This is a genomic window from Chryseobacterium kimseyorum, from assembly GCF_025971945.1.
In the GTDB taxonomy this organism is placed as follows: Bacteria; Bacteroidota; Bacteroidia; order Flavobacteriales; family Weeksellaceae; genus Chryseobacterium; species Chryseobacterium kimseyorum.
In genome coordinates this window covers 1-24,855 of sequence record NZ_JAPDHW010000011.1, presented here as the reverse complement: position 1 = coordinate 24,855, position 24,855 = coordinate 1, and the positions used below count along the sequence as shown (strand labels likewise).

Below are 24,855 nucleotides of genomic sequence, written 5' to 3'. Positions count from 1 at the left end.
AATAGAAAAAAGAAGCTTTATAAACCTAAAATTTAGGAAAATTTAACAACAAAAAATGCTTGAAAAAACTTATTTTCAAGCATAATCTGTATATTGTAAAGTTAAGAATTATCTCTTAGCTCTTGCAGAACTAACTGTAAGGCTTTTTCTACCTTTAGCTCTTCTCGCTGCCAAAACTCTTCTTCCGTTTGGCGTAGACATTCTCTCTCTGAAACCGTGTTTGTTTCTTTTCTTTCTTTCTGATGGCTGGAACGTTCTTTTACTCATTACTATATATTTTAGTCGTAATTATCTATTAATTTTCAGGTTGCAAATATATGTAATTTATTGAAAGCTACAAATTAATTTTAAAAAAATATCTAAACAATTTGATCATGATAGGAGAGATTATAGATGTAGTGATTTTTATTATTTTTGCAAAGTAGTTTATGTCTATAATTTGAATTTAACACGATGAACAGAAAATTATCACTATTACTTATCCTATTGATTTTATTTCGAGTCAATGCACAGACCGAAAAAGAAAATAATGAAGAGAAAGACAGCCTGTATATTCACGAAGTAGAAAATGTTCAGACTCCGCTCAAGATTTTGCATGCAGAGCCACTTTATATCGATCTGATACGTGATTTAGGTGCCAGAAAAGGAGAGAAAGAATGGAATATTGGACTTGGATTGGTCGATAATAATAAGTTTGACCGCTATGAAGCTTTAGTAGAATATGAATGGGCACCCATTGATCGATTAGGATTGGAAGTTGAGTTGCCTTTTACAATGTATTCTTCATCCGACAGTCCCGGCAGTAAACTGAATGGGATTAAGCTTGCGGCGCAATACACTTTTCTTGTTTCAGAGCAGTACAATACCAGTCTTGCTTTAGGATATATCCATGAATTTGAAATTACAGAGTTTGATCATTATGGGAAAGGAAAGTTCTTTACGGGAAATGTCTTTAATCCGTTTTTAGTGGCAGCAAAAAGATGGGGAAGCAATTTCCACTCGCTTATCTATACAGGGCCGGTAGTGGTGTCTCATTTTGATAGTCATCATACCGATACCTCTTGGCAGATCAATACCAATTTTCATTATATGATTACCGGCACACGAAATTTTATAGGAGTGGAATTTAATAAAAGTATTGCTGCCTCAGATTTTGATATGACCATCCGGCCTCAGATGAGAGTAGGTATTACTGATAACGTTATGGTGGGTATTGTGACAGGAATTCCTATTAAAAGAGAGAATGATAGATTCAGTTCTTTTTTGCGTCTGATCTACGAGCCAAAACATAAAAAATAGGGTTTTATCAGCAAAATAATTTACCTTTACAGACCATTTAAATACGTGAAATAATGTTTACACCTGCCGAACTTTTAGAAATCAATCAACTGCTTATCCCGGAGAATAAAATTGTAATCCTTACCCATTACAATCCGGATGGCGATGCCATTGGTTCAAGTTTAGGTCTTAAGCATTATCTGCGCGCGAAAGGAATTGAAGCCGAAGTGATAACGCCAAACGATTTCCCTAAGTTTTTGAAATGGATGCCTGAAGCGAAGAAAAACATCATTGGCGAATACAAAAGAAAAGTAGCTTTTGAAATGATCAATGATGCAGATGTGATTTTCTGTTTAGATTTTAATTCTCCTGCAAGAATCGGGCTTTTGGGTGATTGGCTGATGAGAGCGAAAGCGAAAAAGATTCTTATCGATCACCACCAGCAACCGGAAGATTTTGATTTTGTCTATTCAGATACCATTATTCCGGCAACCTGTCAGATGATTTATCATTTTATTGAAGCTATGGATGATGAAGATTTGGTAAACAGAGAGATTGCAGAATGTCTTTATACAGGGATTATGACAGATACTGGAGGTTTCCGTTTCCGATCTACGAGTGCTGATACGCACAGGATTGTAGCTAATCTTATTGAAAAGGGCGCGGACCCTTCTGTAATCACTTCAAACACTTGGGATACCAATACTGTTTCACGTCTGCATTTGCTGGCACTTGTTTTAGGAAGGATTGAAGTTGTCAATGACGGTAAAGTTGCTGTTTTATCTTTAACGAGAAAAGAACTTCAGGAATACGGTTTCCAGAAAGGGGATACTGAAGGTTTTGTGAATTACGGACTGAGTATTGTCGGTGTAAAAATGTCCGCTTTCTTTATGGAAGATTTATATGAAGATTTTATTAAAATCTCTTTCAGAAGTAAAGACGATGTAGATGTTAACCAATTCTCGAGAAAGTATTTCAGCGGCGGTGGTCATATCAACGCGGCCGGCGGAAAATCTATGGAATCTCTGCCTGAGACAATTGAGACTTTTAAAGCAAGAGTAGCTGACGAAAATTTATAGTCAATCAATCTACAACTTAGAATATCCTTTTTCTTCAAGTTCTTTACAGGTGTAGTCGTACACTTCGGTAAACATGTCATCCAGAAATCTCTTGTTAAACAGACTGAATTTTGTCATTTTCGGAGGATCTAAAAATATATCGCAGGACTGAGCTTTAGAATAAACAGATTTGGCAATGGCTAAGTGTAAAATACGGTCAAATTCTTTCATCAGACTCATATTCTGAAGACTGTCATAACTTATGGAATTTACATGTGAACCAATCAGAAAATCGCATTTGTCGATAATTGGTTCTATAGGTAAATTGTCTAAAACTCCGCCGTCTACATAAATTTTTTCGCCCATTTTTACAGGAGGCAGTACAAAAGGAACGCTCGACGACGCCAGAAGCGGACCGAATAATTCCCCTTCTGAGAAGAAATCGACAATGCCATGAGTCATCTCTGTCGCTGCAACGTAAACAGGAATTTTTAAAACTTTAAAATCATCTTCAGGAAAATAATCCATCAATAATTTCAGAATAAATTTCGAGCTGAAAATTCCGTTCTTAGAAAGTTTTAAATAAGAGCGTGAGAAAAAAGTGGTTTTCTTCACGATTTCCATCATCTCATCGGGCGAAGTGCCAATAGAGTAAAATGCAGCAACGATAGAACCTGCACTTGTGCCTGAAATAATCTGTGGCTTAAGGTCATACTCTTCCAATGCTTTGAGAACGGCAATGTGGGCGATCCCACGCATTCCGCCGCCCGATAATGTGAGCCCGATAACCGGTTTCTTTTTTTTGAAAGAGAATAATCCCATTACAGAAGGAATTTTTTCGGAAGATGATGAAGCAATTCGGTGTTGATAATTTCGGCGCAAATGCTCGGTTTTTCCCAGTGACCATTGTGTCCGCAATCGAGAACGTAAGATTTTATGTTGGTTCTGTCGGGAAGATTATTGATGGTTTTATCTGTTTTTACAGCATTGTCATGCTTACCTGCGAGAACTAAAATTTTCACATCTAAATTTTCAAGAATGTGTTTTTTATCGGTTCTGGCCACCATACCTTTTACGCAGGCTAAAGCGCCAAGATTATTAGTCGAAAGTGCGGTTTCTAATGCGGTTTCTATCTTCCCCTCCAATACATCTCTTTCATTCTGATTGAACAAATTAGGAACTCCAGCGCGTGCATAATGCGCGAAAGCATCCTTGATGATTCTGTAACTTTTTATTCTCTGCTCTTTTTTCTCTTCGTCATCTGCAAAATACGTTGAAAAAAATAGTGTTAAACTTTTCAGATTTTCAGGGAATTTTTCCGCAAAAGCCAACGAAGTGTAGCCACCCATTGAATGACCGAGAAGATGTATTTTATCTAATTTTTCATGATCAACTACTTTTTTCACTTCATCTGCCATCAGCTCCATGGTGTGAACTTCAGCTAAGATATCAGATTTTCCGTGACCGGGAAGATCAATCTTCACTAAGGTGAAATCTTTGGAAAGATGTGATTCCATATCGCTCCAGATGCTGAGATTTTCCATGAAGCCATGAAGTAAAACCAAAGTTTCTTTTCCGTTTCCTTTCCTTTCGAAGTTGAGCATAATTTAGATTTAAAAATGAATGTCGATATAATCTACAAAACACGAACCATTTACCATATCCTGAAGTCTGTACGTTTTTCCGCCATCTTTTGACATGAACGTTTTGGTGCCTTTTCTTGTATAAATTTTACCGTTGTCGTTGTCAGCAATGCTTTGAGTGATTTCTCCAGTGAAATTAATGTGTTTAGCGGTAACAACCTGTACAAATCCCTTCATATTAACAGAATTTTTACCCGACTTTATATTTCCAGACACGTTGTAATTATCTCTCTCTCCTTCAATTTTGGTGAAATTTACCAGGCCTGAATATTTAGGTGAACTGTCATTCTGATAAACAAATTTGTGACTTCCGCTGAAATCTTTGAAGCGGTTTTTGCTGTTTAAAGCTTTGATGCTGTCATTGATTTGTGTTCTTTCAGCGTTGATGGAATCTGTGATTTTGGTGCTGTCAGCTTTTTCAGAAGTTTTTTGAGATTCTTTTTTAGAACATGAAAAAGTGAGAATTCCTGCAATGGCTATGATTAAAGTTTTTTTCATCAATACATAAATTATATTCTCAAATTTAAATAAAAAAAGAGCATTATAAAAATGCTCTTCTGTTTATTTTGTAACGTTTTCGTAAACTTTCTTTTCCCATGGCTTGATATCTGTAATTCCGTAGCGTTCCTTTTTGGAGATTGCTATGTTGTCTAGCACGTCGACGAAATTTTTGTAATTGGCATCATCGGTTGGCTTGATAATCACAGTGAAGATATCTTTTTTTGGTGCTTTACTGTATGCTTCTGATATGATTTTTGAAATTTGCACTCCGCTGAAATCTGTTTCTTTTAAATTATTTGCGGTCAGTTCTTTCTCATTACTTTGGTGATAAAAAACTCTGTTATCTTTTCCTAAAATAAATGTGACCTGATTTAAATGGTCAATATAGGGTATATTGATGGGGTTTGGATTCGGATCTTTTGCCGGTAAACCAAGATCCATCACATTAGGTTTAGTAAAATTGGTGGTAAACATAAAGAAGGTTATTAGTAAAAATCCCAGATCCACCATAGGAGTCATGTCAACTCGTATAGGATTTTTCTTCTGTCTTGCTCCTTTTTTCTCCTGTACAATCATTTCAGCCATAATAGTATTTTTTAATGTTAAAAAGATTTCAATAAAGATTGTCGTATTGTTCTTTATTTCCGTTAAATAATACAAATTATATACCTAATTGATAAAATTGTTGATAATTGTTTACTTAAAATAAATGTTCTGCATAATGCTTAATGAAATACTATAAAGCAAAAAAAACTCACATCAGAAGATGTGAGTTTCTATTATGCATATCTGAGCTTATTTATTCTTTTTGTAGTAATTAACGCCACACTCCAGAAAGTTTTTGAAATCTTCTTTCGGCATGTATCCGGAAACAGGAGTATTGATAACTTCTCCATCAGGCGTGATCAAAACATAATGTGGCTGCGAATTATTATTAAAGTTTACCTGTTGGAATAAACTCCATCGGTCACCAATTGTTTTTACTCTTTTTACCTGGCCTTCACCCAAATCAATTTTGGTTTTCTGATCCTCAGGTAGCTCTTCTTTGTCATCTACGTATAATGAGGCAAGAACAATGTCGTTCTGTAGAATCGGTAAGATATCCGGTTCGCTCCAGACAAATTCTTCCATCTTTCTACAGTTTTCACAACCATAACCTGTGAAGTCAATTAAAACAGGTTTGTTTTCCTTTTTAGCTAATTCAATGGCATTAAAAAAGTCATGCTCTGGCTTCATTCCCAGAATACCGTCTTTTTCGTCGTGGAAATAACTTACATTCAATGGAGGCAAAATTCCGCTCAACAACTGCATTTTTGGTCTTTCTGCAGGAATTAATCCCTGAATAAGATAAATCACAAAACCAATTCCCAAAACTCCTAAAATCTTTCTTGTAAGCGATATTTTCGGCTTCTTATCATCATGAGGAAATCTTATTAATCCAAATAAATATAAAGCTAAACCAATGCCTACAACGATCCAGATCGCAATAAAAAGTTCACGTTTAATTAAAAATGTTTTAGATACTAAATCTGCTTTTGATAAGAATTTTAAAGCTAAAGCCAGTTCGATAAAACCAAGAACAACTTTCACAGTATTCATCCAGCCACCAGATTTTGGCAGGCTTTGTAATGCCTGTGGAAATAATGCCAACAATCCGAAAATAATTGCCCAGGCCAAACCAAAACCTGTTAAGGCCAAAGTTAAAAGCGTTGGGATATGAGAAGAACCGGATAATGAACCACCCAATAAACTCCCCAAAATAGGACCTGTACATGAGAACGAAACAATGACTAAAGTAAGAGCCATAAAGAAAATACCGATAATTCCTCCTGCCTCTTCTGCTTTAGAAGATTTGTTGGCAATAGAACTTGGTAACGAGATATCATAGTATCCGAAGAAACTTCCTGCGAAGAAGATGAATATAATGAAGAATACGATGTTCAGCCAGACACTTGTTGAGATTTCGTTGAAAATATTTCCTGCAATTCCGTCTATTAAATGAAAAGGAACACTTAACAGTACAAAAATCATTAAGATGAAAAAACCGTACATCAAAGCGTCTCTTTTTCCTTTCGCTTTGTTTTTGTTTCCTTTGGTAAAGAAAGAAACCGTCAAAGGAATCATTGGGAATACACAAGGGGTAAGCAGCGCGATTAATCCACCGATAAAGCCTAATAATAAATAAGTCCAATAATTTTCAGATGCTTCTACAACTGCTGTTCCGCAGTCCGTCAAAGGTTTTTTGAAATCTATAGATTCTATTTTAAGCTGCTTCGGGTCGAGTTTCGAAGTTTCTGTTGTGGCAACTTCGCTCTTAGTTGGGCTTGCTACTACAGTTTCCGATGTTTTTACAGAATCTTTTACTTCTTCAGTGGGTGCTGCAACATCTTCTGCAACTCCTTTAGGTGTAATTTTCTGAGTAAATTCCAATGTGTTCGGAGCTAGGCAAACTCTGTCGTCACAAGTCTGATAAGTGATTTCAGCAACTACTTCTCCAGGTTTTGCACCGTCTTTTAATTTGAATTTCTGTTTAAATCCAGCTGCATTAGAATAGTAAATAATCGTTCCGCCGAAAGCTTCAGAAAACTCTTCGTGCTTTTTCCCGACTTCCTGAAATTTGCCAATCAGTTCTATGTTTTTTCCTGAAACAACGTATTCAGTCGGAATTCCGGTATCTTCAGGAATGTCTCGAGAATAGATATGCCAACCGCTTTCTAAAGTTGCATTCAGAACAGCTTCATATTGATTGTTGCCTAAGTCGTTGACCGTGAATTTGAATTTTACAGGATTTTTGATTTGTGCATTGATTCCCGTAAATAAGAACAGGAGAATGAGTAAAAACCAGTTTTTGAATTTCATTTTACTTTTCATTAAAAATTGTGAGAATACTTTTCGTTCTCTCATCTTTTGCGTAGCGTCGATCTTGTCTGAAAGGAAGAATGCCTAAAACACGGTTGTTTCCGTCTGTCAGAAGCCAGATTTTTTGCTTGGCTAAAATAGACAATTTTTCGTCCTTAAAAAACTTCGAAACTTTCTTTTTTCCCGAAAAACCGGTGGGATAAAAAACATCACCTTCCTCTTTTCGTCGGAGCTGCAATGGGAACGTAATTTTTTCTGCATCAAAATCCCAACGTACAGTTTTATTGATTCCTTCGATGCTTTCAATTGTACTTTCGAGATTAATGATCGTTTGGTTTTCAGCCACGTCAATTTTATCGATTAAAAGAATTTTATCCTGTGTGTCTGTGTTTTGATCTAATGTATTTAAAATCAATTCATTTCGGTTGATGGTCAGCTGGAATTTTTTAGAAAAAAAAGCACTTCCGGTTTCAGATGTGAAGATCTTTTTAATTTCTGCTTCTTTTTCAAATCCATATTTTTTTAAGATTTCAAATTTCACAAAATCACTTGCCAGATTGAGTTTGCTTTTATCTAAAATTTTACATTCTCCGTTTGAAATTGTAATTCGGTGTTCAATATCTTCAATCTGTTGCTGAACAAAATCCTTGGTTTGATTTAAATAATGTATTGACTTTTTAAAATTATCAAGAAAATGCTCATTCGTTTCCAAAAGTTTCGGAACCACCTCATTTCTAATCTTGTTCCTTAAATAATCACTTTTCTTATTGGAGAGATCTTCCCGAAATTCAATCTGATTCTTTGCAGCGAAATTGTAGATTTCTTCCTTAGAAAAATGGAGAAGCGGGCGAAGTATTTTGTGATCATTGGCAGGGATTCCACTCAAGCCTTTAATTCCGGAAGCTTTAGATAAATTAATGATAAAAGTTTCAAGTTGATCGTTCAGATGGTGGGCGGTCGCCAAAAATTCCAGATTTTCTTTTTCCTGGATTCGTTTAAAAAAATTATATCGAAGTTCTCTTGCCCAAAGTTGAATAGAATTTTCAGGCTTTTTATCTCTTTCTGAAACTTCATATAAATGAAATTTAATCTCATTTTTAAAACAAAAATCCGCTACCACTTTTTGGTCTGCATCAGAATTTTCTGCACGAAGTTTATAATTAACGTGTGCAATTTGAAAATTTAAACCTAAATCATTGAAAATAAAAGCTAATGTCATGGAATCTGCACCTCCGCTGACCGCTAAAAGGAAAGTCTGATTTTCTGAAAATGAAATGAGATTTTCGACTTGTTTTTTAAAGCTTGATTTTTCCAGCATGAGGCTCAGAATTTCTTTTGTACAAAGATAAACCATATAATTAAAATGAATTTTCCTAAATTTGGCTCGTCTAAAAAAGATTATTTATGAAGATTTTTAAAATTTTAGCAGTTTCTGCAATGGTGTTGGGTGTAACATCTTGTGTAAGTAAAAAGCAGTATGACGCATTGAGCGGCAACTACAAACAGTGTATCGAAAATATTGGCGAAAGACAGAGAGAAATTCAGGATCTTAAAGGTCAGAACTCTACGTTGACCGCAGAAAATAACCTATTAAAAAGTCAGCATGATGCTTTGAAATCATCTTTGGATGCGTGTCTTTCTAATACAGGAAAAAGCTCTGCAAACATTGATAAATTGGTGGGAGAGATCAACTCTTCAAATATGTACATTAAGCAGTTGATTTCTTCCAATGCGAAGAACGACAGCTTAAATTTAGCATTATCAAACAAGTTGAAGAGATCTTTGGATAACGTAACTGACGATGATGTTCAGGTAAAAGTATTGAAAGGTGTGGTAATGATCTCACTTTCTGATAAAATGTTATACAAAGTGGGAGATTACAATGTGCTTCCTGCGGCTCAGGAAGTTCTTGGGAAAGTAGCTAAAGTGATCAACGATTACGACAAATATTCTGTCTTGATCGAGGGTAATACAGACAACTCGCCTTTAAGCTCTGCAAATCTACCGAGAGATAACTGGGATCTTTCTGCATTAAGAGGAACTTCAGTTGCGAAAGTGCTGCAAAGTCAGTTTGGTGTTGACCCGGCAAGAATTACAGCAGGTGGTCGTTCAGAATACAATCCGAAAGCAACCAACATGAGTGTTTCCGGGAGATCTGAAAACAGAAGAACAGAAATCATCATTATGCCTAAGCTGGATGAGTTTATGAAACTGATGGATATTGCTCCAAAGAAATAATTGCTCACAATAAAGCATAAAGAATCCCGATAAAAATTTTTATCGGGATTCTTTTTTTAGATTACGTCTTCTCTTTTAAGTTTTTTGAAGATTGCTTTTAAAAGTGAACTGCGCTCTCTCTTTGGGAATTGTTTTTTGTGTGAAGGGTCACTTTGTTTCATCAACTTGTCTTTTACCTCCAATTTTAATAAATCTTTTTTCGTCATCATGTACAAGATTTCTTGCTCATACAAATCTAACACTATAAACCGTTACAAAACATCCGTATTTATACTGATTTTTTGATTTTAACATTCAGGATAAATTGTTTATATTTAAGTAAATTTGAACCGTTAAAAATTATCAATATGAGCTTTTTTGAAGAAGAAAATGCTGAAATGGACAGATACCTGGAGAATCACGCATCTGCCGAGCCAGAGATTCTGAGGAAGCTGAGAAGAGAAACTTTTCAGAAAACCACTCAGCCTCACATGATTTCAGGGTATCAGCAGGGTAGACTGCTGACCATTATTTCAAAGATTTTACAGCCTAAAAATATTTTGGAAATTGGAACTTTTACCGGTTATGCTGCACTATGTATGGCAGAAGGTTTGTCGAAGGACGGGAAGCTGACAACTTTGGATGTGAATGAAGATTTAGCCTATCTGCCCAAAAAATATTTTGCCGAAAGTGAGTTTTCTAATCAGATTCATTTTAAACTTCAAGATGCGAAAGAATTTTTAAAAGAAACCGATGAGGTTTTCGATCTTGTTTTTATAGATGCCGATAAAGAAAATTATGCAGAGTATTTTAGACTCATTAAGCCAAAAACAAAATCAGGTTCTGTGGTAATGTTTGATAACGTGCTTTGGTATGGCAAAGTTTTAGAAGAAAATCCGAAACAAAAATCTACACAGGTGATCAAAGAGCTTAATGATTTGGCAGCGAAAGATGACGATTTTGAAAATCTTATTTTACCTTTGCGTGACGGAGTAAATCTTCTTAGAAAGAAATAATTAAAAGATTTAAATAGTAAATCATTAAAGATTTATGTCTTTAATTTTTAAATTTTTAAATCATCCAATCTTTTAATATAAATAAATGGACAAAGGAATTTGTGTGGTGACAGTGGCGCCCGTGCGTGCGGAAAATTCTGACAGAGCAGAAATTGTTACTGAAATATTGTTTGGCGAAAGTGCAGATATTTTGGAAGTCAATAAAAACTGGACCAAAATAAAAATGCACTACGATGGATATGAAGGCTGGATGGATACCAAACAGATCAAACATGTTACGGAAGAACATTTGGCAAACAGGAAAGTAACTTTGATTACAGAAGATTTTTCGTCGATAATGACCAATGACGGACGTGCTTTGCTTTCGATGGGTTCTGAAGTTGAATATCCTGCAGTGGCTTCCCGGAGAAGTCATGACTTACGTGAAAGTATAGCTTTGACTGCTAAAGAATTTCGGAATGTTCCTTATTTATGGGGCGGAAAAAGTTTTTTTGCGGTAGACTGTTCTGGTTTTGTACAGTTGGTGTATAAAATTCACAATGTGAAAATGCCACGGGATACTTATCAGCAGGCGGAAGTGGGAGAAGTTTTAAGTTTTGTAGAAGAAAGCCAGCCGGGTGATCTTGCTTTTTTTGAAAATTCTGAAGGGAAAATTATTCACGTTGGAATTATGCTTGAAAACCAAAAGATCATTCACGCATCAGGAAAGGTGAGAATCGATACGCTGGATTCTACGGGAATTTTTAATAAAGAAATGAACAAGCATACGCATAAATTGAGAGTGATTAAAAACGTTTTATAAATTCAAATAGCTTATTCAATGGGAGATGCATTATTTGTCGTGTTTGATCTTCTCAATCTTGGATTGATTATCTTTCTTTGGTGGTTTACTTTGAAAAATTACAAAGCTTTACCGCAGATTATTCCCACCCATTTTGATATCGAAGGCAAAGCCGACAATTTTGGAAATAAAAAATGGTATCTCTTCACACCAGTTTTAGTTTCAGTTTTTTATATAGGAATCTTCTTTTTAATACGTTCTCCTGAATCTGCAAATTTTCCTTTCGAGATTACAGATGCCAACCGTGATGTGCAGTTTTTTATCATGAATTTCTTTGTAAGATGGTTGCTGGTTTTGGTTATACTCATTTTCCTGAACAGTCAGGATTTTACTTTCAGATATGCTTTTGATGAAAATGCGAAAGCAAGGGTTCCTTTTTCAACCATATTATTGTCCATCATTGGAAGTCTAATAGCTGTTTTTATTATCAGCGCTCAGTTTAAATAATTTTTAAAATGTCATTTCTATATAATCTTTTCATCCACATTCTCATTTTCGGAATGAAAGTTTTTTCGTTATTTAATGATAAAACTAAAAAAGGCATTGAAGGACGAAGAGAATCTTTCAGTCGTGTGAAATCTTCCTTCACGGCTTCAGATAAAGTTATTTGGATGCATGCTGCAAGTTTGGGCGAATACGAGCAGGGTCTCCCTGTTTTGGAAAAACTTAAAAATGAGTTCCCAACTCATAAAATTTTGGTCACTTTTTTTTCACCTTCAGGTTATGAAAATGTGATTAAGAAGAAAAATATTGCTGATGCAATCTTTTATCTTCCTTTTGATACTAAGAGAAATGTAAGAGAATTTATTTCTTATGTAAACGTTGAACTGTTTTTTACGGTGAAGTATGACTATTGGTATCATCTACTAGAGGAACTGAAAAACAATAAGGTAAAAACGTTTGTTATTTCAGCATTGTTTTATGAAAACCAATCCTTCTTTACCTCTTACGGAAAATGGTTTGTAAAGCAGTTGAAAAAGAATGTCGACTGGTTTTTTCATCAGACAAGAGAGTCTTATCTGCTGGCTAAAAGCATAGGTTTAGTTAATGCTTCGGTAACGGGCGATACAAGATTTGACCGTGTAAAACAGTTGAAGGCTCGCGATAATCATATTGATTTCATTGAAGAATTTATTGGTGACGCGCAAACTGTTGTCTTCGGAAGTTCATGGCAGGCAGAAGAGAAATTAGCAAGGATAATTTCAGATAAAAATAAGAAGGTAAAATTAATCCTCGCTCCTCACGATTTAAAAAGAGTAGATAATTTAAAAGAAATATTCCCAAAGGCAATTCTTTACAGCGACCTGAAAAATTCTCAAACTCTCAAACTCTCAAACTCCCGCACTCTTATCATCGACAGCATTGGTTTGCTTTCAAAACTCTATTCTTATGCTGACATTGCAGTCGTTGGCGGTGGATTTCACGATTCAGGCTTGCATAATATTCTCGAGGCAGCAACATTTGGTGCTCCCGTAGTTTTTGGAAATCAGTACCGGAAAAACCCTGAAGCAGATAATTTAATTACAGCCGGAGGTGGAAAATCTTTTGAGCATGAAAATGAAGCTGCAGAATTTGTTTTAAATCTTTTAAATAATGAAGAGGAATTAGCATCGATGTCGGCCAACGCTGGGAATTTTGTAACTGAACAACCTAACTCTTCAGAATTAATCGTAAAGAAAATTCTATCACTTTAGAAATCCCTGGCTTTTAATATCTTTCACCATTAAATCTAAGTGGTCCGGAATTTTATCAATCGTAAGCCAAACAAAGTCAAAACTGTTATTGATACACAGTTTTTCAAGATACCTGTTCTCGTGGATTTTGGTTTCTATACTTTCTAAAATTTCATTCAGTTCCATCCAGTAATCTTCGTCAATTTTTTTTATGGATATGATGGCTTTCAAAAGTTTATTAATCAGATAAATATAAAGCTTATAAATATTGTCAAATCTCTGATGGTTAAGCTTGTCGTTGTTTTCTAGAATTTGATTGACCAAAAACAGCTGCAGATAAATATCTCCAAATTTATCGGTTGTAATCTTCACATGCTCTGTTATTTCCGCACTTATTTTTCTGATCAGAACTAAAAAATATTTAGGATTTCCAATATATTTCGAAGCCAGAAGCACTCTTTCCTCAATCTGTTCTTCCATCTGAGTTCGCTTTTGGTCTGTCGTTTCAGTGTCTATCAGCTCAAAATACAGTTTTTTAGACAGTAATTTGTCCTTTTTCAGCAAACGGAAAATAAGACGGTCTTTTTCAATTGCCGAAAAATTGCTGAGTGCAGCTTTAAATTCTTTTGAATATTCCATCAGTTAAATATTTTAGAGTATTTTAAAAAACCATTGATCGCCCAGTTGGCGGTATAGTAAAGAGATTTTACGGTTGAAAATTTCATGAAATCCTTGTAGACTAAATACTGATCTTTTACGATGTTCTGCTTCTTTCGTGAAACGCTTGTTGCATGCATTCGGTATTTTGCCATCATCTTTGGAAGTGGTTTGCCCACAGATATTTTCTTAAGCAAATTCAGCCACATCACATGATCTTCTCTTTTACTTCCTTCAGGAAAATATTCTACGCCAACTCTCTTAGAATCGTACATTGATGAAAGTAGAGATAATCTGCAGGTTTTTAATAGATTATCAAAGGTTACAACTTTATCTGCCTTAAAATCATCAATTTTAGGAACTAAATTTTCATCGCATCGTGCATAATTGGAGTATGCAATTTCCGCATTTTCTTTTTTCATAAAATTAACCATCTCCTCCAAAAAATCAGGTTCCCAAAAATCATCTGCATCCAAAAATGTAATAAATCTTCCGGTGGCATTTTTTAAAGAAATATTTCTTGCGTGTCCTGCACCTCCGTTTTTTTCGGCAACTGTCAGTTTAATTCTTGGATCATTCAGTTTCTGAATAATTTCCACCGAATTGTCAGAAGACTTGTCATCGGTTATCAGCCATTCCCAATCTTTAAAGGTCTGATTTTGCACAGAAAGTATTGTTTCTTCCAAAAATTTTGAAGAATTGTAGCACGGCGTAATGATGGAAACTTCAGGCATTCAGTATTTTTTGCAAATATAAGGCTTTGGAAATGGTCTTTAAAAGCGGTATTTTTAAGAAAATGTAAATTATGATTCCAAAATTCAAAAAAAATAGTGGAATTTTAATAAAAAATCATAATTTTATGCCTTGAAAAATTTGATCTATGAAGAAATTAGCATTATTATTTGCAGGTTTATCATTAATGGTAGCTACTACCGCATGTAACGATGACGAAGAGACTGTACAGGAGTTTCCGATTGTAGGAACGTGGAAGCCCGTAGCCGAAGTAAGAACTGAGGTGGATCTTGACGGTGTCGGGATTTCTGACGAAATTACATACACAACTTGTCAGCAGGAATCTCGTTGGGTTTTTAATGAAAATAATTCAGGTAAAAGAACAAATAAAGACGAAGCAGGTTCACCTTTGACTTGCTCAACAATTTCTGAGCGTAACTTCAGCTACAGTTATAATAAAACTGAGAAAAATTTCGAAATTAAGTATCAGGGAACCGTAGTAACTGAAAAAGGGAAAATAGTTGATCTTACTGCTGAGACGTTAAACTTAAAAATTGAGGATGATACAGATCCGGATTTGTACAAAGCAACAACCTATACTTTCAAAAGAGTTGCCCCATAAGTTGAAAATAATTTAAAATATATTTTTATAAACTCCAGCCTTGCTGGAGTTTTTTGTTTTTAATAAACTCAAATTGTATCATGACAATGGTAAAGATATGGCTTTAGCTATATAAAATAAGTGCGACGGCATATTTTACTGAATTAAATTTATGTAATTAAAAAACGTAATGGTATTCAGTATTTCCATTATATTTTAATAATTGTATGAAATTATGCTATGTAAAAACTGTATTTCTTATAAATTATTCATTAATTTTGATATAGAGTAATACAATTCACATGTCCAGTTTAACACCGAAAACCACAGCTTTAGGTTCGCTGAATGCTTATCATCTCCTGCGCAGAATGACGTACAACATTACGAAGGCAAGAATTAATGAGTATGCGCTCAAAACTCCTGAACAGGCAATTACAGAACTTTTTATTTTTGATGCTCCTACGCCCGCGAGTCCTCTTAACGATAATGGAGAAACCATTGTGCCTACATTTTATGTTCCTACAATTACCGATTCTTTAAATACTGCAAATTCTGTGCTTTATGATAATTACTGGTGGATGTATCAGGCGCTGAAAAGTCCATCTGCACAGTATAAGATTGTTTACTGGCTGCACTTGCTTTTTGTAACAGATAATGATGCCAGTTTTTTTACAAATTTTGATTACAAAGAACTTTTAAGATATCACGCCAATGGCAGTTTAAAAGATCTTGCAATGCGGATTACGCTCAACCCAAGAATGCTTACTTACCTGAATAATAATGTTAATCAGAAGAACAGCCCAAACCAAAACTATGCCCGTGAATTTTTAGAATTGTTTACCATTCTGAAAGGTCCTCAAATTGCGACCGGCAATTATACAAATTATACAGAGGTTGATGTGCAGCAGGCGGCTAAAGTGCTTACGGGTTTTACGCTTACTTCATCAATACAGCTTAATAAGACGGCGAGAATTAATAACGTAGATCCCGTTACAAAGATTCCACAGGGTTTTATCAATGTAAATACACACGATTTAACCAATAAAACTTTCAGTTCGGCTTTCAACACGGTTATCAATGGCGGCACGACGGTAGATGCTATCCAAACAGAGTTTCAGAATTTCATCAATATGGTTTTCAATCAGGATGAAACAGCTAAAGCGTATTGCAGAAGAATGTACAGATATTTTGTCGGAAGAAATATTACAGCTGATATTGAGAATAATATTATTGTACCGTTGGCAACTCAATTAAAAAATAATAATTATCAAATTTTGCCTGTTATAAAAACACTGCTGTGCAGTAAACATTTTTATGATGAAGAAGATGCCATCTATGCGGATCAGACGATTGGCTCTCTGGTGAGAAATCCATTGGAACTTTATTTCCATATGTTTTCGCTGTTAAATTTATCAATGCCTACATACGCTGCGAATCCAAAAGCGCTTCACGGATATCTGGCAATTTTTGCCAACTATTCTCAAAATACGGGAATGCCGGTCTTCAGACCACAGACTGTCAATGGGTACGCTGCATATTCAAGCAGTCCACATTATGATAAAAATTGGATTACGACATCTTCCCTGAGAATCAGATACAACAATTCTATCGATGTTTTGATTAATGGCAATACACAAAACGGATTTCTATTTAAATTAAATCTGCCTAATTTTGTAAAAGACAGCGGGTATTTTCAAAATCCTGGTAATGGTGATGTCCTGGTTTTAAATTTTTGTGAACTCCTTTTTGTAGATTCTCCTCCCGCAGACCGATTAAACCATTTTAAAACTGTGTTTTTGGGAGGTCTCAGTCTTACAAACTGGCTCAGTGAGTGGAATAATTTCGTTAATACCGGTACGGCTGCCAATGTAAAAATTCCAATTGATCGTTTGGTTAAAGCGCTTATAAAATCTCCAGAATTTCAAGTAATGTAATTATGAACAGAAGAAAATTTTTACAGATGGCGTCTTTGGCAGGAGTGGGTACACCTTTTTTGCTCAACGGAATGCCAACAAGATTTTTAAATCAGTTTCTGGATTTCAATGTTAATTGTGATGCAGTCAATGACAGAGTATTGGTAATTCTTCGGATGGCCGGAGCTAATGATGGATTAAATACTGTGATTCCCGTAAGTCAATATGATACGTATGCCAATCTTCGACCCAATATTAAGATAGCCAATATCGGTTCGGGCTCATATATTAATTTGGATAACACGGTTGCTTCTACCAAGCAGGTGGGTTTACATCCGTCAATGACAGGTTTTAAGTCGCTTTACGATTCCGGGAAGCTGACTTTAATGAATGGTGTTGGCTATCCTAATCCTAACTATTCACATTTCAGATCAGAAAATTTAATGTTTTCCGGGAAAGACGGATCAAATAATCAGGATCTTTTAGATGGAATCTTTGGAAGATACTTGGGCGGACTTTATCCGGGTCTTGCAGGCAATCCTACAACCCAAAGTCCGGATCCGCTCGCAATTCAGCTGGGGAATTTAAATCCCTGTCTTTTTTACGAACATACAGTAGAAAAGAATATTGAATATAATCTGACAGGTTTTCAGACTACACTTTTTAATACGCTCACGATTCCTACCAATTCGGAGTATAATGATCTTCTGAACTACATAAAAGGCGTTGCTACAAGTATGGACAGTTATTACAATCGTGTGATGCAGGTCTTTAACGCGGGAAATAACTCTACAGTCACTTATCCAAATTCAAGTTTGGGGAAACAGCTGAAAGTAGTAGCCAGATTAATAAAAGGTGGCAGTAAAACGAAGATTTTTCAGGTAAATTTAGGAGGATTTGATACGCACGTCAATCAAATTCAGTCAGGAAGTACACAGTTGGGAAATCATGCTAATTTATTGGGAGATATTTCCAATTCAATTTCAGCCTTTCAGACCGATATTGAAGCACTTGGAATTGGCAATAAAATACTGACAGTTTCTTTCAGTGAATTTGGAAGACAGGTAAGAGAAAACGCCAGCCTGGGAACAGATCATGGAGATCTCGCACCATTTTTTATTGTTGGGACAAATATTGCGGGCGGTATTATGGGAGATCATCCACTGTTTACAAATGCGACAAGCTATTACTACAATCAAAGCCAGAGAAGATATGATTACCGACAGATCTTTGCCTCACTAATGCAGGATTGGCTTGGTGCAGATTCTGGGTTGATTGCCTCTGCAGAACTGCAAAGTTTTGTAACTCCGGGTACCAAGGTTAATTTGGTAAAATCTACCAGTGTTGCTTCAACAGTTTGTGCTGCTTTGGGGACTTCAGAAACGGCATCTGTAAAACAGATTAAGATTTATCCAAATCCTGCCACAGATTATATAAACATTGAGATTTCAAACTTTAATAAAACAGCTGAAATTATTGTATTTGATGTTTCCGGCAGAAGAATATATTCTGAATCTAAATTATTTCTAAATGGAAAAGCCAATATCTATGTTGGAAATCTTACCAATGGAAACTATATTTTAAATATTAATAATGATGGTCAAATATTATCCTCCAAAGTAATTATTTCAAAATAAACCGTGATTGAGAATTATAAATGATTCTCGTGATATCGAAATTCTAATTTTTTACGTTAAATTTACTTCTGGACTGTTATTTAAGTCCAGATTTTTTTTATAAAAAACACTAAATTTGTGAAATCATTATAATATATACTTAAAAGAATGTTCTACGACCATCAGCAGATAGAAAAAAAGTGGCAGAAATATTGGGAAGACAATCAGACCTATAAGACTTCCGATAAAACAGATAAACCTAAATTTTACGTGCTCGACATGTTTCCGTATCCTTCGGGAGCAGGGCTACATGTAGGACATCCATTAGGATATATTGCATCAGATATCTATGCGAGATATAAAAGACATCAGGGCTTTAATGTTCTGCATCCTGTAGGCTATGACAGTTTTGGTTTGCCGGCTGAGCAATATGCAATACAAACAGGTCAGCATCCTGCAGTGACAACCGAACAGAATATTACCAGATACGAAGAGCAGTTAAGAAAAATTGGTTTCTCATTCGACTGGAGCAGAGAAGTGAGAACCTCTGACGCATCGTATTACAAGTGGACTCAGTGGATCTTTATCGAATTATTTCATTCCTGGTATAATAAAGATACGAACAAAGCAGAATCCATTGAAACTTTAATCAAACATTTTGAAGAAAAGGGGACAGAAGGTCTGCATGCCAATCAGAACGATGAATTAAATTTCACAGCAGAAGAATGGAAGACTGCTTCAGAAATTGATAAAGAAGATATCTTACTAAATTACCGTCTCTCTTACAGAGCAGAAACTACGGTGAACTGGTGTCCTGCTTTAGGGACCGTTTTAGCTAACGACGAAATCAAAGACGGGAAATCTGAAAGAGGAGGTTTTCCTGTTTTTCAGAAGAAAATGATGCAGTGGAGCATGAGAATTTCTGCGTACTCTGAAAGATTATTACAAGGTCTTAAAACATTAGACTGGCCGCAACCCTTAAAAGATTCTCAGGAATATTGGATTGGAAAATCTCAGGGAGCGCAGGTTAAGTTTAATGTAGAAAATCACGAAGAAATTATCGAGGTTTTCACAACAAGACCTGATACTATTTTCGGTGCAACATTTATGGTGTTGGCTCCTGAAAATCCTTTGGTAGAAAATATTACAACACCGGAACAGAAAGCTGAGGTTGATTCTTATATTGAAGAAACTTCAAAGAAAACTGAACGTGATAGAATGGCTGACGTGAAAAACGTGAGTGGTGCTTTTACCGGAACTTATGCAGTCAATCCGTTTAGCGGAAAAAAGATGCCGATCTATATTTCAGATTACGTATTGATGGGTTATGGGACAGGAGCTGTGATGGCTGTTCCTGCACACGACGAGCGTGATCACCGTTTTGCAAAGAAATTTAATTTAGAAATTATAAAGGTTGTAGAAACTGAAGAAGACATTCAGGAGAAATCCTTTGATTCTAAAGATTCTGTCTGTGTAAATTCTGAATTTTTAGATGGTTTAAATTACAATGATGCAAAATCAAAAATAATTTCTGAAATCGAAAACAGAGAAATTGGTCACGGAACAACAAATTACAGACAGCGTGACGCTATTTTCTCGAGACAGAGATATTGGGGCGAGCCGGTTCCTGTATATTATAAGGATGGAATGCCTTATACTTTGCCATCTTCTGCCTTGCCTTTGGAACTTCCTGAAGTTGAAAAATATTTACCGACTGAAGATGGAGATCCGCCACTGGGGAATTCAAAAACTTTTGCGTGGGATGAAGCAAACCAAAAAGTGGTGGCTACAGATTTAATTGATGATCAAACTGTATTTCCTTTAGAATTATCTACAATGCCGGGTTGGGCGGGAAGCTCATGGTATTTCCTCAGATACATGGATCCGAATAACGATGAGGTTTTTTCGAAAAAAGAATTATCAGATTATTGGGGACAGGTTGATTTATACATCGGTGGTAGCGAGCACGCAACAGGTCACTTATTGTATTCCCGTTTTTGGAATATGTTTTTAAAAGACAGAGGATACATAAAAAATGATGAGCCTTTCCAGAAGCTGATTAACCAGGGAATGATTTTGGGGATGAGTGCTTTTGCATACAGAGTAGAAGGAACCAATCAATATGTTTCTAAAAATTTGGCAAAGGAATATCAGACGCAGGCTATTCACGTTGATGTATCATTATTAAAAGGAACATCTGACGAATTAGATACGGAAGCTTTCAAATCCTGGAGACCGGATTATGCTGACGCTGAATTTATTTTGGAAGATGGAAAATACATCACAGGCCGTGAAGTAGAAAAAATGTCCAAGTCAAAATACAATGTTGTCAACCCGGATGATATTTGCGAAGAGTATGGAGCAGACGGTCTGAGATTGTATGAAATGTTCTTAGGGCCATTAGAACAATCCAAGCCTTGGAATACGCAGGGACTAAGTGGCGTTTACGGTTTCCTGAAAAAATTCTGGAATTTATATTTCAATGGAGATGTTTTCGAAGTTTCTGATGAAGAGCCTACAAAAGATGAATACAAAATATTGCATACCTTAATAAAGAAGGTGGTTTATGATATTGAAAATTTTTCTTTCAATACTTCAGTTTCATCATTTATGATTGCTGTCAACGAGTTACAGAAAATAAAATGCAACAAACGCAATATTTTAGAACCTTTGGCCGTTATCATTTCCCCGTATGCTCCACACATCTGTGAAGAGGTATGGAATTTGCTTGGTCACAGCGAGTCGATTGAATTTGAAAACTTCCCGGAACTTAACGAAGAATATTTGATTGAAGACGAAATTAACTATCCGGTAAGTGTGAATGGTAAGATGAAATTTAAAATTTCTCTTTCGGCTCAACTTTCTGCACAGGAGGTAGAGGTTTTAGTGCTTCAAAATGAGAAAATGAAAGAAATTTTGGATGGTAATACTCCTAAAAAGATTATTGTAGTACCAAAAAAGATCGTAAATATTGTAATTTAATTTAAATTTAACATTGGTAATTTCAAAAAAAATAACCGTTAATTTTTATGATTTTTTAAAGTATTTTCGGTTTATGATAAAAATCAGTAAAATTTTTAGATATAATTACAATATCGGAATCGTAGTAAATTTTCTTTATCAAAAAAAGACAAAATGTTTATTTAAGACTATTGCATTTTAAGTAATTTTGCCTTTATTTTACAACTTTAAAATTTTTAAACAATATAATTTAGTTAAATATGGAAATGAATGTTTCAAAAAATGATGAGCAAGTAGTTGCTAAAAAAGCAGGGGGTCTTAATCCAGCTGTAATTATTCCTATTCTATTAGTTATAGGGATTTGTATTTATTTATTTGTTCTTGGTAGCCCAGGTAACTTTAAAGATGCAGACAAACTAGGAAGTGGTTCTGTTGCTTTTTCAAGTGTTGAAGGAAAAGACATTCACCCAGAGTCGTTTTTGGGAATTATCTACAAAGGGGGAATCATTGTACCGATCTTGATTACTTTCATGATCACTGTAATCGTTTTCTCTTTCGAAAGATATTTTATTCTTAGCAAAGCTGCTGGAAAAGGTAACTTAGATAATTTCGTAGTAAAAGTAAGAAGCTTACTAAACCAAAACAGAGTTGACGAAGCTTTAGAAGAGTGTGACAGACAGGAAGGTTCTGTAGGTAATGTAGTAAAAGAAGGTCTTACAACTTACAAGGCACTTTCTAATGACACTACTTTAAACAAAGAGCAAAAAATGGTTGCTTTGAACAAAGCTATCGAAGAGGCTACTACTCTTGAAATGCCAATGCTTGAGAAAAACATGATGATTCTTTCTACTCTAGGTACAGTTGCTACATTGATCGCACTACTTGGAACGGTAATCGGGATGATCAAAGCGTTCTTTGCATTAGGTTCTGGAGGTGGTACTCCTGATGCTGCTGCACTTTCTACAGGTATCTCTGAAGCATTGATCAACACAGCTTTAGGTATTGGTACTTCTGCAATTGCGATTATGCTTTACAACTTCTTTACATCTAAAATTGACGGATTGACTTACAAGATCGATGAGATCGCTATGAGCATCCAGCAGTCTTTCGCAGAATTCAACTAAGAATTTTGTAGCAAGATATTTGCATTGTAAAATAGAAGTTTAATTAAAAATAAATAAAATAATGGCGAGAGTCAAACCAAAAAGACATGGAGTAGTTACGGATATGACGGCAATGTGTGACGTTGCATTCCTACTACTTACGTTCTTTATATTGACCACTCAGTTTAAAAAACCTGACGTGGAGCAGATTAAGCCGCCATCTTCGATCTCAGAAAAATTACTTCCTGATGCTAGTTTAATGACTATCAACGCTACACCAGACGGAAAATTTTATTTCCAGCCTGTTGATAACGGTTCAGAGAGAGTACAGCTTTTAGATAAAATGGGAAAAAAGTACGGTGTTACTTTTGACAATAAACAAAAAGTTGCGTTTCAAAGAGTTCAGGCAATTGGGGTTCCTATGAATCAGCTGAAAAGCTATCTTGATTTGCCGGAAGATGCGCAGAAGAATTTCAAGAGTCCTACTGGGATTCCTATGGATAGTACTAATAAACAATTAGTTGACTGGGTAGAACAAAGTTTAAGCGTTAATCCTGACTACAAATTAGCAGTTAAGGGTGACGTTACCACTGGATACCCTAAAGTTAAAAGTTTATTTGAGGGTTTAAGAGATATCGATTTTCTTAAATTTTGGTTGATAACGTCACAAGAAGGTAAACCTAATGAATAATATCATTTAGAAATGGCAGAAGTACAAGTACAGGAAAAAGGCGCCAAAGGCGGCAAGGTACGTTCCAAGAAACAGAGTACCAGAGTCGATATGACTCCGATGGTGGACTTGGGTTTTCTATTGATTACCTTCTTTATGTTCACAACCACATTCTCTAAACCGAATGTTATGGATTTGGGTCTTCCGGCGAAACCGAAAGAAAATACTCCGAAACCACCACCAACAGAAATTAAACTTTCCAATTCAATCTCTTTATTATTAGGTAAAGACAATAAGATTTTTTGGCATCAGCAGGATAATACATCTTTAACTGATCAGAATCTTAATGAAACTAGCTTTGACAGAGAAGGAATAAGAAAGATCATTGAGCAAGCAAAGAGAGGTGCGGCTGATAAAACTAAATTTACAGTAATTATCAAACCGACTGACGATGCAGTGTATAAGAACTTTGTAGACATTCTTGACGAAATGGCAATTACCAAAAGTGAACAGTACGGTGTTACTGATCTTAAGCCTTGGGAAAAAGCTATTTATGACAGAAAAGTAGGAAATCCAGCTGGTGCTGCTCCTGCAACAAAGTAATTTAACCATTAAATTTGAATTACAATGGCAGATGAAAATGTATACAGTCAGAATCTTTCATTAGATGAAATTGTATTTGAAAATAGAAATAAAAGTTATGGTGCATATGATATCAGAACTCAGTATCCTAGATTACTGACCAAGTCTTTTATCATTGGTACATCATTATTCTTACTAGCTGCTTTAAGCCCTTTTATATATCTTACTATCCAAAAGATGAATGAACCACCTCCACAAGAGGTTAGCGCAGATCTAGTGGAAATTTTGGAAGATGATCCCATTATAGAAGAGGTGAAGCCAGATGAACCACCACCGCCACCTCCTCCAAAAGAGGAAGAGAAGATTGAGGTTATTCAGAACGTAGTTCCGGAACCGGTGAAAGCTCCAAAAATTGAAACTCCACCGCCGCCAATTTCTAAGCAGTTGGAAACTCAAACTGGTTTAGTAGCTCAGGAAGGGGTGAAAGCTCCTGCATATACTCCACCACCACCGCCACCATCTACAGGTACTAAGGCTTCTACAGCTGAAGTTAAGCCTCAGGTAAGTGATACTCAGGTTTATAGTGAGGTTGAGCAGACAGCAGAATTCCCTGGAGGTATTAATGCATTCAGAAATAAAGTTTCTGGTAACTTCGACGGTTCAGCGATGAACGGTGATGAAGGTACTGTAAAAACAGAAATCACTTTCGTAGTAGAAAGAGATGGATCAATTACAGACATTAAAGCTAACGGTAAGAACTCAGATTTTAATTCTGAAGCGGTTAGAACTATTAAGTCAATTAAAAATAAATGGACCCCTGCAAAAATCAATGGTCAATCTGTACGTTACAGATTTAGATTACCATTAACAATGAATTTTGAAGGTTAATATTTATCTTAAATACTATTAAAAAAGAGAAGCTTATGCTTCTCTT

At 35.5% G+C, this 24,855-nt stretch carries 24 protein-coding genes; 15 read left to right on the top strand and 9 right to left on the bottom strand.

Annotated features, from left to right (window positions below; genetic code table 11):
- Nucleotides 1-108: 108 nt before the first annotated feature.
- Nucleotides 109-267, bottom strand: coding sequence for a 50S ribosomal protein L34 (gene rpmH, locus OMO38_RS15005; protein WP_034679005.1), 159 nt, complete (start codon nt 265-267; stop codon nt 109-111).
- Nucleotides 268-453: 186 nt separating this feature from the next.
- Between rpmH and OMO38_RS15000 the strand changes: the two genes are divergently transcribed.
- Both OMO38_RS15000 and OMO38_RS14995 read left to right on the top strand, forming a co-directional pair.
- Nucleotides 454-1,299, top strand: a complete 846-nt coding sequence (locus OMO38_RS15000) for an HAEPLYID family protein (protein WP_264751005.1) — start codon at nt 454-456, stop codon at nt 1,297-1,299.
- A 53-nt stretch (nt 1,300-1,352) separates the two neighbouring features.
- Nucleotides 1,353-2,357, top strand: coding sequence for a DHH family phosphoesterase (locus OMO38_RS14995; protein ID WP_264751004.1), 1,005 nt, complete (start codon nt 1,353-1,355; stop codon nt 2,355-2,357).
- Nucleotides 2,358-2,366: 9 nt separating this feature from the next.
- Here OMO38_RS14995 and OMO38_RS14990 read toward each other — a convergent pair whose 3' ends face one another.
- From OMO38_RS14990 to tilS, 6 genes are all read right to left on the bottom strand, one after another.
- A complete protein-coding gene (locus OMO38_RS14990) occupies nt 2,367-3,158 on the bottom strand; it encodes a patatin-like phospholipase family protein (protein ID WP_264751003.1) in 792 nt (263 codons plus the stop codon).
- Nucleotides 3,158-3,940 carry an alpha/beta fold hydrolase gene (locus OMO38_RS14985; RefSeq protein ID WP_264751002.1) on the bottom strand — a complete coding sequence of 261 codons (783 nt, stop codon included), beginning with the start codon at nt 3,938-3,940 and terminating at the stop codon, nt 3,158-3,160. The genes OMO38_RS14990 and OMO38_RS14985 overlap by 1 nt, the downstream gene beginning before the upstream one ends.
- 9 nt (nt 3,941-3,949) lie before the next feature.
- Entirely contained in the window at nt 3,950-4,477 is a 528-nt protein-coding gene (locus tag OMO38_RS14980) for a hypothetical protein (RefSeq protein WP_264751001.1), read from the bottom strand.
- 63 nt (nt 4,478-4,540) lie between these two features.
- Nucleotides 4,541-5,065, bottom strand: a complete 525-nt coding sequence (locus OMO38_RS14975; protein ID WP_264751000.1) for a biopolymer transporter ExbD — start codon at nt 5,063-5,065, stop codon at nt 4,541-4,543.
- 210 nt (nt 5,066-5,275) lie between these two features.
- Nucleotides 5,276-7,339, bottom strand: coding sequence for a protein-disulfide reductase DsbD family protein (locus OMO38_RS14970; RefSeq protein ID WP_264750999.1), 2,064 nt, complete (start codon nt 7,337-7,339; stop codon nt 5,276-5,278).
- A gap of 1 nt (nt 7,340) precedes the next feature.
- Nucleotides 7,341-8,657 carry a tRNA lysidine(34) synthetase TilS gene (gene tilS, locus OMO38_RS14965; protein ID WP_264750998.1) on the bottom strand — a complete coding sequence of 439 codons (1,317 nt, stop codon included), beginning with the start codon at nt 8,655-8,657 and terminating at the stop codon, nt 7,341-7,343.
- A gap of 86 nt (nt 8,658-8,743) precedes the next feature.
- On the opposite strand from tilS, the gene OMO38_RS14960 reads away from it, so the two are divergent.
- From OMO38_RS14960 to OMO38_RS14940, 5 genes are all read left to right on the top strand, one after another.
- A complete protein-coding gene (locus OMO38_RS14960) occupies nt 8,744-9,577 on the top strand; it encodes an OmpA family protein (protein ID WP_264750997.1) in 834 nt (277 codons plus the stop codon).
- Between the two features lie 347 nt (nt 9,578-9,924).
- Nucleotides 9,925-10,572 carry an O-methyltransferase gene (locus OMO38_RS14955; RefSeq protein ID WP_264750996.1) on the top strand — a complete coding sequence of 216 codons (648 nt, stop codon included), beginning with the start codon at nt 9,925-9,927 and terminating at the stop codon, nt 10,570-10,572.
- A gap of 85 nt (nt 10,573-10,657) precedes the next feature.
- Nucleotides 10,658-11,374 (top strand): C40 family peptidase, encoded by a 717-nt coding sequence (locus OMO38_RS14950; RefSeq protein ID WP_264750995.1) that lies wholly within the window; start codon nt 10,658-10,660, stop codon nt 11,372-11,374.
- Between the two features lie 18 nt (nt 11,375-11,392).
- A complete protein-coding gene (locus OMO38_RS14945; protein WP_264750994.1) occupies nt 11,393-11,860 on the top strand; it encodes a DUF1648 domain-containing protein in 468 nt (155 codons plus the stop codon).
- A gap of 8 nt (nt 11,861-11,868) precedes the next feature.
- Complete coding sequence (locus OMO38_RS14940) at nt 11,869-13,107, top strand: 3-deoxy-D-manno-octulosonic acid transferase (RefSeq protein ID WP_264750993.1); 1,239 nt, start codon at nt 11,869-11,871, stop codon at nt 13,105-13,107.
- Here OMO38_RS14940 and OMO38_RS14935 read toward each other — a convergent pair.
- Nucleotides 13,099-13,725 (bottom strand): deoxyuridine 5'-triphosphate nucleotidohydrolase, encoded by a 627-nt coding sequence (locus tag OMO38_RS14935; RefSeq protein WP_264750992.1) that lies wholly within the window; start codon nt 13,723-13,725, stop codon nt 13,099-13,101. The genes OMO38_RS14940 and OMO38_RS14935 overlap by 9 nt on opposite strands.
- Nucleotides 13,725-14,477, bottom strand: a complete 753-nt coding sequence (locus tag OMO38_RS14930) for a glycosyltransferase family 2 protein (protein ID WP_264750991.1) — start codon at nt 14,475-14,477, stop codon at nt 13,725-13,727. Before OMO38_RS14930 ends, OMO38_RS14935 begins: the two co-directional genes overlap by 1 nt.
- A gap of 146 nt (nt 14,478-14,623) precedes the next feature.
- On the opposite strand from OMO38_RS14930, the gene OMO38_RS14925 reads away from it, so the two are divergent.
- The 8 genes from OMO38_RS14925 to OMO38_RS14890 all read left to right on the top strand — a co-directional run bounded on the left by OMO38_RS14925 (nt 14,624) and on the right by OMO38_RS14890 (nt 24,809).
- Nucleotides 14,624-15,097, top strand: a complete 474-nt coding sequence (locus tag OMO38_RS14925; protein WP_264750990.1) for a lipocalin-like domain-containing protein — start codon at nt 14,624-14,626, stop codon at nt 15,095-15,097.
- Nucleotides 15,098-15,378: 281 nt separating this feature from the next.
- Nucleotides 15,379-17,010: a DUF1800 domain-containing protein gene (locus tag OMO38_RS14920; RefSeq protein WP_264750989.1), complete on the top strand. Its 1,632-nt coding sequence runs from the start codon at nt 15,379-15,381 to the stop codon at nt 17,008-17,010.
- A 2-nt stretch (nt 17,011-17,012) separates the two neighbouring features.
- Nucleotides 17,013-18,626, top strand: coding sequence for a DUF1501 domain-containing protein (locus tag OMO38_RS14915; RefSeq protein WP_264750988.1), 1,614 nt, complete (start codon nt 17,013-17,015; stop codon nt 18,624-18,626).
- Between the two features lie 147 nt (nt 18,627-18,773).
- Nucleotides 18,774-21,587, top strand: a complete 2,814-nt coding sequence (gene leuS / locus OMO38_RS14910) for a leucine--tRNA ligase (RefSeq protein WP_264750987.1) — start codon at nt 18,774-18,776, stop codon at nt 21,585-21,587.
- Between the two features lie 239 nt (nt 21,588-21,826).
- The gene (locus OMO38_RS14905; RefSeq protein ID WP_263003821.1) at nt 21,827-22,690 is read left to right on the top strand and encodes a MotA/TolQ/ExbB proton channel family protein; all 864 of its coding nucleotides are present in this window, start codon (nt 21,827-21,829) and stop codon (nt 22,688-22,690) included.
- Between the two features lie 61 nt (nt 22,691-22,751).
- Nucleotides 22,752-23,360: an ExbD/TolR family protein gene (locus OMO38_RS14900; protein WP_264750986.1), complete on the top strand. Its 609-nt coding sequence runs from the start codon at nt 22,752-22,754 to the stop codon at nt 23,358-23,360.
- Between the two features lie 12 nt (nt 23,361-23,372).
- Nucleotides 23,373-23,942: an ExbD/TolR family protein gene (locus OMO38_RS14895; RefSeq protein ID WP_264750985.1), complete on the top strand. Its 570-nt coding sequence runs from the start codon at nt 23,373-23,375 to the stop codon at nt 23,940-23,942.
- A gap of 24 nt (nt 23,943-23,966) precedes the next feature.
- A complete protein-coding gene (locus OMO38_RS14890; RefSeq protein ID WP_264750984.1) occupies nt 23,967-24,809 on the top strand; it encodes an energy transducer TonB in 843 nt (280 codons plus the stop codon).
- Nucleotides 24,810-24,855: the final 46 nt, after the last annotated feature.